General features: G+C 70.9%; 8 protein-coding genes. 4 read left to right on the top strand and 4 right to left on the bottom strand.

Annotation, left to right across the window (positions count from 1 at the left end; all coding sequences use genetic code 11):
- Positions 1 to 384: hypothetical protein (locus tag D7X96_RS29100; RefSeq protein WP_147468422.1), on the bottom strand; the 384-nt coding region annotated here is incomplete at its 3' end.
- Between the two features lie 157 nt (positions 385 to 541).
- On the opposite strand from D7X96_RS29100, the gene D7X96_RS29095 reads away from it, so the two are divergent.
- The 3 genes from D7X96_RS29095 to D7X96_RS29085 all read left to right on the top strand — a co-directional run bounded on the left by D7X96_RS29095 (position 542) and on the right by D7X96_RS29085 (position 4,390).
- Complete coding sequence (locus D7X96_RS29095) at positions 542 to 1,849, top strand: OmpA family protein (RefSeq protein ID WP_244219767.1); 1,308 nt, start codon at positions 542 to 544, stop codon at positions 1,847 to 1,849.
- A 63-nt stretch (positions 1,850 to 1,912) separates the two neighbouring features.
- Positions 1,913 to 3,250, top strand: a complete 1,338-nt coding sequence (locus D7X96_RS29090) for a WGR domain-containing protein (protein ID WP_121771244.1) — start codon at positions 1,913 to 1,915, stop codon at positions 3,248 to 3,250.
- A gap of 9 nt (positions 3,251 to 3,259) precedes the next feature.
- Entirely contained in the window at positions 3,260 to 4,390 is a 1,131-nt protein-coding gene (locus D7X96_RS29085) for an STM4014 family protein (RefSeq protein WP_120552973.1), read from the top strand.
- Here the strand turns inward: D7X96_RS29085 and D7X96_RS29080 are convergent.
- From D7X96_RS29080 to D7X96_RS29070, 3 genes are read right to left on the bottom strand one after another with little or no spacing between them, the layout of a single operon-like run.
- Complete coding sequence (locus D7X96_RS29080; RefSeq protein WP_121771243.1) at positions 4,357 to 5,256, bottom strand: STM4011 family radical SAM protein; 900 nt, start codon at positions 5,254 to 5,256, stop codon at positions 4,357 to 4,359. The two genes, D7X96_RS29085 and D7X96_RS29080, sit on opposite strands and share 34 nt — an antisense overlap.
- Positions 5,253 to 6,566, bottom strand: coding sequence for an STM4012 family radical SAM protein (locus tag D7X96_RS29075; RefSeq protein WP_121771242.1), 1,314 nt, complete (start codon positions 6,564 to 6,566; stop codon positions 5,253 to 5,255). Before D7X96_RS29075 ends, D7X96_RS29080 begins: the two co-directional genes overlap by 4 nt.
- Entirely contained in the window at positions 6,563 to 7,375 is an 813-nt protein-coding gene (locus D7X96_RS29070) for an STM4013/SEN3800 family hydrolase (RefSeq protein ID WP_121771241.1), read from the bottom strand. The genes D7X96_RS29075 and D7X96_RS29070 overlap by 4 nt, the downstream gene beginning before the upstream one ends.
- A 248-nt stretch (positions 7,376 to 7,623) precedes the next feature.
- Here D7X96_RS29070 and D7X96_RS29065 point away from each other — a divergent pair, with 248 nt between their 5' ends.
- Entirely contained in the window at positions 7,624 to 9,924 is a 2,301-nt protein-coding gene (locus D7X96_RS29065) for a DUF8729 domain-containing protein (RefSeq protein WP_121771240.1), read from the top strand.
- Positions 9,925 to 10,106 lie beyond the last annotated feature (182 nt).

The raw sequence follows: 10,106 nt of genomic DNA, 5'->3' as shown, positions 1-10,106 counted from the left end.
CACCCGCCCCCCCTGCGTCACCACCACCCGGCCCACCGTCGCCGCCAGGGGCGCCACCACCTGCGCGGGCCCGGCCTCCGTCTCCAGCTTCGCCAACACCTGCCCGGCCTGGACCGGCTCCGTGAGCCCCACGTCCACCGACATCACCTGGCCCGCGACGGGGGCCGGGACGTCCACCCACTCGCCCCAATGGAGCACCACCGGGCCTCGCACGGAACGGTCCACCCTCACCGTCCCCGCGAACACCCCCAGCGTCACGACCGCCCCCACCGCGCTCCAGGCCCACGCCCGCCGTGAAAAGCGGGGCGCCACCTTGGGCGAGGAGGGGACAGGCGTCGGAGGGGATTCGGGCCGCGGATCCATGCTCGCGACAGGATGATCCATCCCCGCCTCCCCATGCCAGGACTGGTTGGAACGTGGGATTCACCGCGAAGCCGCCAAGCACCTCCCAAAACCAGACCGCTCTTGCCCGCCTGCTCGCCCTACAGGGATGTATCCCTGCATCGTCCCGGGGCGCCTTGTGCCATGCTGCGTGCGCCTCGTGGATTCCTCCTTCCTCAGATTCGGGTCCCTGATCCTCGCCGGACTCCTCGCGCCGGGCGCGTTCGCCGCCGAACCGACGCGCGAGGAACGGGTGCGCGCGGAGCTGGAGCGCCAGCTGCGCGACATGGTCCCGGAGTCTCCCTCCGAGGTGCAGGTGCTCTTCGCGGGCTTCAAGCCCGAGGACGGCTACCGCCTGGTGGAGACCGACTTCCTCCTCGACGGTGAACCGCTCGCCGTGCCGTCGCTGGACGAGCTCAACGCGCCCGGCGTGCACCGGCTCGCGAACCTGAAGGTCGAACCCGGCGAGCACACCCTCGTCTCGCGCGTCACGTACACCAACGGCTCCTGGAGCCTGTTCAGCGAGACCAACGGCTTCCTCTGGAAGATCACCGCCTCCGTCGGCTTCCAGACCCAGCGCGGCCTGCGCGTCGTGGTGAAGGCGTCCCCCAGCGTCGTGCCCAACGCGCCGGATCCGCGCCTCAAGCTCAAGCTCACCCACGCCGTCACCGCGGAGATGATCCAGCCGCTGAAGGACGAGCCCGCCGTCGCCACCGCGCCGCCGCCCGTGAAGCCGCCCCCCGTGGACGCGGGCGCTCCGGTGAAGGTCACCCAGGCGCCGCCCGTGGACGCGGGCGTGAAGCCCGGTGCCGCCGTCGTCTCCGTGACGCCGCCGGTGGAGCGCACGCCCGTGGCGCCCAGCCGCCTGCGCCTCCAGGTGACGTCGAAGAAGCCCATCAACGCCACCGCCTTCGTGCGCGGCACGGGCGAGCCCCTGAAGCTCACCGTGCCCGGCAAGAAGCCGCAGGACGTGCCCCTGTCCGCGGGCGCGTACACGGTGGACCTCATCGCCGAGGGCTTCCTCGCGCAGACGCGCCAGGTGGAGCTGACCGCCGGCTCGGACGCGTCGCTGGCCTTCGCGCTGGTGCCCGCGCCCAAGGCCGCCAAGGCCGCCAAGGTGCAGGAGGGCCGCATCGAGCTGCCCGAGCCCCTGAGCTTCGACGAGAAGAAGCCCGTGCCCACCAAGCTGTCCGGGCTGGACCTGGCCGTGGATCTGCTCGTGCGCGACCCGAAGGCCCGCCTGCGCGTCGAAGGCCACACCGACGCGCGCGAGGTCCCCGAGCCCGCGCGCCAGAGCCTCTCCGACGCGCGCGCCCGCGCCGTGGCGGACATGCTGATCCGCGCCGGCGTGGCCCCGTCCCGAGTGGAGGCCGTGGGCCTGGCCGACCGCAGCCCCAAGGCCCCCAACCTCATCCCCCGCGGCCGCGAGCTCAACCGCCGCGTGGAGCTGGTGCTGCTGCGCCCCTGAGCCTTGAGGTTGCCGGAGGGCTCCTCTAGCGTCGCGTGCGTTCTTCGCCGAAGGGACGCCGCGATGCCCCGTTACGAGTTCACCGAAGGCAGCTCCAGCAAGTTCTGGGAGATCACCCTCAAGGGCTCCACAGTCACCAAGCGCTGGGGCCGCATCGGCACCGACGGCCAGGAGAAGGTCGAGGAGTTCGACTCCAAGGCCGAGGCGAAGAAGGCCTACGACGCGCAGATCCGCGAGAAGGAAGGCAAGGGCTACACGCTCGCCGAAGGCGGAGACGGCGACGGGGCCAGCGCCGAGTCCGCCGTCAACCCGGACCTGGAGGCCGCCATCCTCGCCAGGCCCGACGACGTGAAGGGCTACCTCGCGTACGCCGAGTGGCTCAAGGGTGAGGGAGACCCGCGCGCCGAGCTGATCCTCCTGCAGCACGCCTCGCTGGATGCACCCGCGGCCACTCGCAAGAAGGTGGCGACGCTCATCGAGGCACACGCCAACGAGCTGCTGGGCGAGTCGTTGATGGAGGCCGTCTCCGACGAGACCCTCAAGCTGGAGTGGCACCTGGGATTCATCCGCGAGGCCCGCCTGGGCCAGGTGGACTACGACTCCACGGCGGACATCCCGGAGCTGCTGGGCGAGCTGCTGGCCCATCCGTCCGCGCGCTTCCTGAGCCGGCTGACGATTGGCATGGCCAACTTCGACGGCGAGAACGACTACGACGACACGCTGGCGGTGCTCGCGAAGGCGAAGCCCGCGCCGCCGCTGCGCTCGCTGTTCATTGGCGACTTCGAGTTCCCCGACGAGACGGAGATCTCCTGGACCCAGGTGGGCGACCTCAAGCCGCTCTACAAGGTCTACCCCCAGCTCCAGGAGCTGCGCGTGCGCGGCGGTGAGATCGGGTTCGGGAAGATCGACCTGCCGGAGCTGCGGTCCTTCACGGTGGAGACCGGCGGTCTCCATGAGGGCGCGGTGAAGGAGATCGCCAAGGCGAAGTGGCCGAAGCTGGAGTCGCTGGAGGTCTGGTTCGGCCAGGAGAACTACGGCGCGGGCGGCGGGGTGAAGGAGCTCAAGCCACTGCTCGACGCGGAGGGCGTGCCGGCCCTGCGCAAGCTGGGGCTGCGCAACGCCGAGTTCACCGACGCGCTGTGCGCCGCGCTGCCCGGGTCGAAGATCCTCGCTCAAATCGAAGCGCTGGATCTGTCCATGGGCACGATGAGTGACGCAGGCGCCCAGACGCTGGCCGCGAACGCCAAGGCCTTCCAGCACCTCAAGTCGCTCGACGTCACCCAGAACTTCCTCACCAAGGCGGGGCAGAAGGCCGTGGCCACCGTCGCGAAGTCCGTGGCGAGCGGCAACCAGCGCACGCCGTACGACGAGGAGTCGCGCTACGCCGCCGTGGGCGAGTAGCCCGCCTGCATGCCGCCGCCGTTCCTGATCATCGGCAACCCCGGGAACCGGCGCGTCACGCTCTTCCAGGAGGCGCTGGTCCGCGCCGGCCTTCCTCCCGCGCACGTCGTCGCGTGGGAGACAGTGGCCCGCGAACCCGACGTCCTCCTGGACCTGCCCGGCACGGAGCGCATCGTCCGCATCGACGCGGCAGGGGAGGACCCGGCCGTGGAGCGCGCCTTCCTCCAGCGGGGCCATGCGGATGCGACCGGTACGGGCTGCGACACCGTGACGCCCGGACAGCTGGAAGCCCTGCCGGATGAGCACGGCCGCGTGCTGTGCCCCCGGCAGCACCACCTGGGCTTCCTGCGCGTGCTGGAGGACCTGTCCGCCCGCTTCGCCCAGCGCCCCCGCTGGCGCGTGCTGTCCTCTCCGGGCGCCATCGCGGACCTGTTCGACAAGCGGATCACGTCGCGCCGGTACGCGGGCCTGGGCATCCCCGTGCCGCCGTACCTCGATGACATCACCACCCCGGAGGCCCTGCGAACAGGGATGCGCGAAGCGGGCTGGCGTGAAGCGTTCGTGAAGCTGTCCTGCGGTTCGTCCGCGTCCTGCCTCGCCGTGTACCGGCCGGGCAGGGCGGAGGGCTCGGGAGGCTCGCTGCTCACCAGCCTGCACCGGGGCGCCACCGGCTGGTTCAACTCCCTCAAGGTGCGGCGCGTGACGGACGCGGGGGAGGTGGACGCGGTGCTGGCCTTCCTGCTGCGCGAAGGCTCGCAGGTGGAGGAGTCCCGGCCCAAGGCCCGGCTGGGCGGGGACCTGTTCGACTGCCGCGTCGTCACCATCAGCGGCGAGCCCGCCTTCACCGTCGTGCGCCAGAGCCGCCTGCCCATCACCAACCTGCACCTGGGCGGCTACCGGGGAGACCTGGACGCCTTCCACGCGGCGGTGCCTCCCCAGGAACTGGAGGCCGCGATGGAGAGCTGCCGCGCCGTGGCCCGCGCGCACGACTGCCTCCACGTGGGCATCGACCTGATGTTCGAGGACTTCTTCCACGGCCACCGCGTGCTGGAGGCGAACGCCTTCGGGGACCTGCTCCCCGGCCTCACGCGCGACGGCCTGTCCGTCTACGACTGGGAGATCCGCGAAGCGCTGCGCTGAAGCCCGACCGTCCACAGCCGCGTCGCCGGCACGCGCTCCAGCAGCCCGGAGCCGAACACGCGGTCCAGCTCCAGGTACTCCAGGTGCACGTAGCCGATGTGACACCCGCACGTGTCCTTCGAGCACGGGCGCGGCTTCAGCGCCGCGTCGAAGTCCGGTGCGTACAGGTTGCCCAGCGGTTCCTTGATGAAGTGGCACCGGTACGCGGTGCCGTCACCGTCCACGGACAGCACGGACTCGCCGCCGCGGCAGGCCCGGCCCCGGCTGGGGTGGCGCGTGTTGTTCACCGGGAAGAGCGGGTCGATGCGCGTGAAGCGCTCCACGTCCTCGGGCGTGTACGCGTCCAGGCCGTCCTTCACCGCGTTGATCCACAGGTACGTGTCGCCGGGCAGCTCGCGGCGCAGGGCCTCCGCCTCGTCCGCGAAGCGCCGGAAGCCCACCATGCCCGCGCTGTGCCGCACGCCGTGCTCGGACAGCCGCTGGCACTGCGCGAGGAAGCGCGAACGCTTCATCCACTCCGGATGGTACGTGGCCCAGATGCCCAGCTTCTCCGTGCGGCAGTCGGTGAGCCAGTCCAGCCGGCAGGAGAGGTTCGTCTGCACCGCCGCGCGCTCCACGTGGGGCAGGTGCGTGAGGCGCGCCAGGGCCTGCTGATACCAGGGCCAGATGAGCGCTTCGCCCCACGGGGTGAAGAACACGGACACGGTGTCCTGCGTGCGCGACTCCACCCACTGGAGGAACCGCTCCAGATCCGCGCGGTCCTTCGTCAGCTCCTCTTCACTCTGCTTCCACTTGCCGAAGGGGCAGTACTCGCAGCCGTAGTTACATCCGGACAGCGGGCCCCGGTAGAGCACGGTGAGCTTCATCGCCAGGCGTACTCCTGCATCCGCGCGCGCACGGCCTCGGAGTCCAGCCACGGGCCAATCAGGTCGGAGCGCTCCACGCCCGCGGCCGTGAGCTGGAACACGCCGTCCACGTCCCGCGCCAGCCCGTGCGCCTCCAGCTCCGCGAGCATCGGGAAGTCCGCCTTCGCCTCCGTGCCGAAGCGCTGGCGGTACACGGTGGGGTCCACGCCCTCGGCCAGCAGCGACAGCACCAGGTGCCGGTGGCGCTGCTCGGCCGCGTCCAGCACGAAGCCGTAGCGCACCTCACCGAAGGACGCCGTGTCCCGTTCGATGTACGCCTGGATGATGCCGCGCACCTCGCGCGAGGCCACGGCGTACTCGGACGAGTAGTGCACCGAGCCCGTGTACGAACGCGCGCCCACGCCCAGGCCTACCATGCCGTCCTCCTGGCAGCGGTACACCGCGCCGCGAGCAGCCGGCGCATGCGCCGCGCGGAACATCCGCATGGACACCTGCGAGTAGCCGCGCGACAGGAGGAAGTCCCGGCCGGTCCGGTAGAGCGACAGCCGCAGGTCGTCCCACGCGCGCGACTTCTTGCCCAGGAAGGTGAGGGGCCGCACGTAGAGCGGGTAGAGGTACAGCTCCTCCGGCGCGTACCGCAGCGCCGCCTCCAGCGAGTGGAGGAACGTCTCCACCGTCTGGCCCTCGATGCCGTAGATGAGGTCCAGGTTGAGCGTGGGGAAGCCCGCGCTCCGCAAGAGGTCCAACGTGGCCTCCACCTGCGCGGTCTTCTGCGGCCGCTTCACCGCGGCGACCTCCGACTCCAGGAAGCTCTGCACGCCCATGCTCACCCGGTCCACGCCCCGGGCCTTCAGCACCGCGACCTTGGCCGCGTCCACCGTCTCCGGCGACACCTCCACGGACATGGGCACGTCGCGCGGATCCACGCCCAGCTCCGCCGCCAGGTCGAACACCGTCTCCAGCCCCGCGACGTCCAGCAGGGTGGGGGTGCCACCGCCGATGGCCGCGCGCGCGAACGTGGACGGACCCAGCGCGTCCTTCACCCGGCGGGCCTCGCGCTTCAGCGCGCCGAGCCACGCGTCAACGACGTCCTCCTTGGGGCCCGCGGCGGTGAAGAGGTTGCAGAACCCGCAGCGCATCTCGCAGAAGGGCACGTGCAGGTAGAGGAACAGCGCGTCCCGCCGCTCCTTCGCCCAGACGTCCTCCAGCGGCAGCGCGGGCGTCAGCGGGCGGTACGCCGTCTTGTGCGGGTAGCCGTAGAGGTACGCCACGTACGGCGTGCCTTCGAGCATGGACTCCAGGCGCGTCATGGCCCGGAGTCTACCGGCAGCACGAACTCGCCATAGGGCACCGTCCACACCACCGGGTGCCCCAGCCGGTGCCCCGAGTAGCCGTCCTCGCCGTACGCCGTCCCATGGTCCGAGCACACGATGCAGAACGCCGGGCCGCGCCGCCGCAGCGCCTGGAACAGGGGCGGCAGCTGGCGGTCCACGTACGCCAGCGCCGCCGCGTGCGTCGCCTTGGAGTCCTCCGTCGCCCCGGGCACGTAGTGCCGGTTGGGCTGGTGCAGCGCGGAGACGTTGATGAACAGGAACACCCGCTGCTCCCGGGGCAGCGACCCCAGGATTTTCACCGCGAGTGATGCCTGATTTTCCGTGGATCGGGGGTCGGTGACGCCCAGCGAGGGGTCCCAGTGCGACTCGGAGAAGAGGCCCGGGAGGACCCGGCCCAGGGGGTTCCGCTGGTTGAAGAACCCCGTCCCGCCAATACACACCGTGTGATAGCCGCGCCCGGTCAGGCCCGTGACGAGGTCCGGCGCGTCCAGCACGCAGGTGCCGGGGCCCGTCGTCTCGCTGCCCTCGAAGCGCAGGGCGAAGGGGCGCGGGTGGCGGCCCGGGGTGACGGGGGTGGGGAGGAAGCCCGCGAAGAAGGCCTGGTGCGCGGCGTAGGTGAAGCTCGCGGGGCTGTGGCGCTCCTCCCACCGGCCGCCGGGCAGCAGCGCGGCCAGGGTGGGGGTGCGGCCTGCTTCCAGCTCCTCCCGCGCCACGTCGTAGCGGAGCGTGTCCAGCGTGAGGAACAGCAGGTCGTGCGTGCCGACCAGCGCGTTCAGGTCATGCATGTGGGCACCGCGCGGCGGGGAGGGGCCTCATCGATGGGAGGTCCCATACCCCGCCCGGGACGGCGGGACCACGGGGTCGGCACCGAGAGCTTCCGCCGACTTCCGCCCATCCAGCACCACCTGTTCCCACCCGGGAAAGGACGTCCACAGCGCAAAAAGCACACCCTGATGCAATCGGGTGGCAAGGACTTGAAATACGGCATTAATGCGTATTACAGGTTATTCTCACTTTGAAGGGAGTGCACGACATGCAGAACATGCGGAAGCAGTTCTCGACGTCTCGTGGTGGCTGGCGGCCGGTGACGGCGCTGGTGCTGGGCTGCACCCTGGCGGTTCCGGCTGGAGCGCTCGCGGCGGAGCGCACCCCTTCAGCGGCCACGCGGGCCCAGGCCCAGGCCCCGGGCGCGGCGGTGGCCAAGGCGCTCCAGGGGAGCACCACCCTGGCGACCCCGTCCGGGCTGGTGTTCCACCAGACGGCGCGGCCGGTCAGCGGCCTGCGCACGCTGGACGTGGTGCGGGACACCGGCGTGCAGCTGCACGTCTGGCGGGAGAAGCAGGCGGACGGCACGGAGCGCGCGTTCTCCGCGTACACGCGCGGGGGGACGGAGCTTCTGGGCCGCGTGCAGCAGGAGGAGTACCTCATCCGGCTGGCGGAGGTGTCGTTCGATCCGCTGGCGCGCACCGCGCCGCTGTTGGGCAACGCGCTGGTGGCGGACCGGGACAACACCCTGTCGCTGGTGCAGTTCCACGCCACGCCGCTGCCGGAGTACCGGGCGACGATTGAGAGCGCGGGCGGCAAGGTGCTGCGCTTCCTGTCGGATCACACGTACCTGGTGGAGATGCCCTCGGAGCTGAGGGCTCGCGTGGCCCAGCTGCCGGAAGTGCGCTGGGTGGGGGACTACCATCCGGAGTGGCGCCTGGAGCCGGTGCTGCGGGACGCGCTGCTCGGGCGGGCGGCGGCGCTTTCGCCCCAGCGCTACTCCATCATGCTGGGCGAGTTCGGCGCGGAGCGGCAGGCCCGCGTGACGGCGCTGGTGGAGCGGCTGGGCGGCAAGGTGGACCTGGTGGAGCCGGCCGGGCTTCGCGTGGAGGCGACGCTCACGCAGGAGCAGCTGGCCTCGCTCGCTCGGGCCAACGAGGTGCAGTTCATCGACCGCTGGGGTGGCCCCGGCGAGGTGGACATGGACATCGTGCGTGAGACGGGCGGCGCCAACTACATCGAGGGGCTCAAGGGGTGGAACGGTCAGGGCGTGCGCGGTGAGATCTTCGACACCGAGCTGCGCACCACCCACCGCGAGTGGCCCACCGCGCCCATCATCCACAGCACGGGCACGTCGTCCGGTTCGCTGCACGGGACGGCCTGCTACAGCCACAACTTCGCGCAGGGCGTGGATCCGCTGGCCCGGGGACTGTTGCCGGGCGGGCAGGGCATCTTCTTCCTGTACTCGGAGGCCACGCAGTTCGGAGGCACCAAGTCCCGCCTGACGATGAACCAGGAGCTGATCAACCCGAGCGGCCCGTACCGCGCGGTGTTCCAGACCTCCAGCGTGGGCAGCGCGCTGACGACGTCGTACACGACGATCTCCGCGGAGGTGGACGACTACCTGTTCAAGGCGCCCATCCTGAGCACGCAGTCGCAGAGCAACAGCGGCACGCGCAACTCGCGGCCGCAGGCGTGGGCGAAGAACATCGTCTCGGTGGGCGGCATCCGGCACTACAACACGCAGACGCGCACGGATGACCGCTGGTCGTCGGGCGCGAGCATCGGGCCGGCGGCGGACGGGCGCATCAAGCCGGACCTGGCGTTCTACTACGACAGCATCCGTGGGGCGTACGGCTCGTCCGATACGGCCTACACGGAGTTCAGCGGCACCAGCTCCGCGACGCCGCAGACGGCGGGCCACTTCGGCCTGCTGCACCAGATGTGGCACCAGGGGGTGTGGGCGGGCCACGGCAAGAAGGCGGACGTCTTCACCAGCCGCCCGCAGATGGCCACGGCCAAGGCGCTGATGATCAACGGCGCGGCGAAGTACAACTGGCTGGCGGGCGGAGCCAACGCGGACATCGACCGCAACAAGCAGGGCTGGGGAACGTCCGACCTGAAGCGCCTGTACGACCGCGCGGCGAAGACGTTCGTGGTGGACGAGACGGACGTGCTCACGCCGCTGGCGACGAAGACGTACACGTTCACGGTGGCCAGCGGTGAGCCGGAGCTGAACGTGACGATGGTCTACACGGATCCGGCGGGCACGGTGGGCGCGGCCCGGGCGCGCATCAACGACCTGTCCCTGCGGGTGACGGCGCCCAACGGCACCGTGTACTGGGGCAACAACGGCCTGACGGCGGGCAACGTGTCCACGTCCGGAGGCGTGTCCAACAAGGTCGACACCGTGGAGAACGTCTTCCTCGCGAACCCGGCCGCGGGCACGTGGAAGGTGGAGGTCCTGGCGGAGGAGCTGGTCCAGGACGCGCGCACGGAGACGACGGCCGTGGACGCGGACTACGCCCTGGTGGTGAGCGGCGTGCAGCTCACGGCGAAGGTGCCGTAGGACGCGGCATTCCAAGCGCGGGCTCCGGAGTGGCCGGGGCCCGCGCGAAGGTGCTTGAGCGAAGAGGTGTCGCTTGCCGCGACCTGCGCGAAAGAGGCTGGTGCGATTGCTCCTGGGACTCGGCATGCTGAGCGCCTTGCCAGTTCCGACAGCCCATGCGGAGCCTCCGCTGACGAAAGCCC

The sequence above is a fragment of the Corallococcus interemptor genome (genome assembly GCF_003668875.1).
Classification (GTDB): Bacteria; Myxococcota; Myxococcia; order Myxococcales; family Myxococcaceae; genus Corallococcus; species Corallococcus interemptor.
Note: the sequence above shows the minus strand (reverse complement) of the source record. Positions and strands in the feature narration are given on the sequence as shown.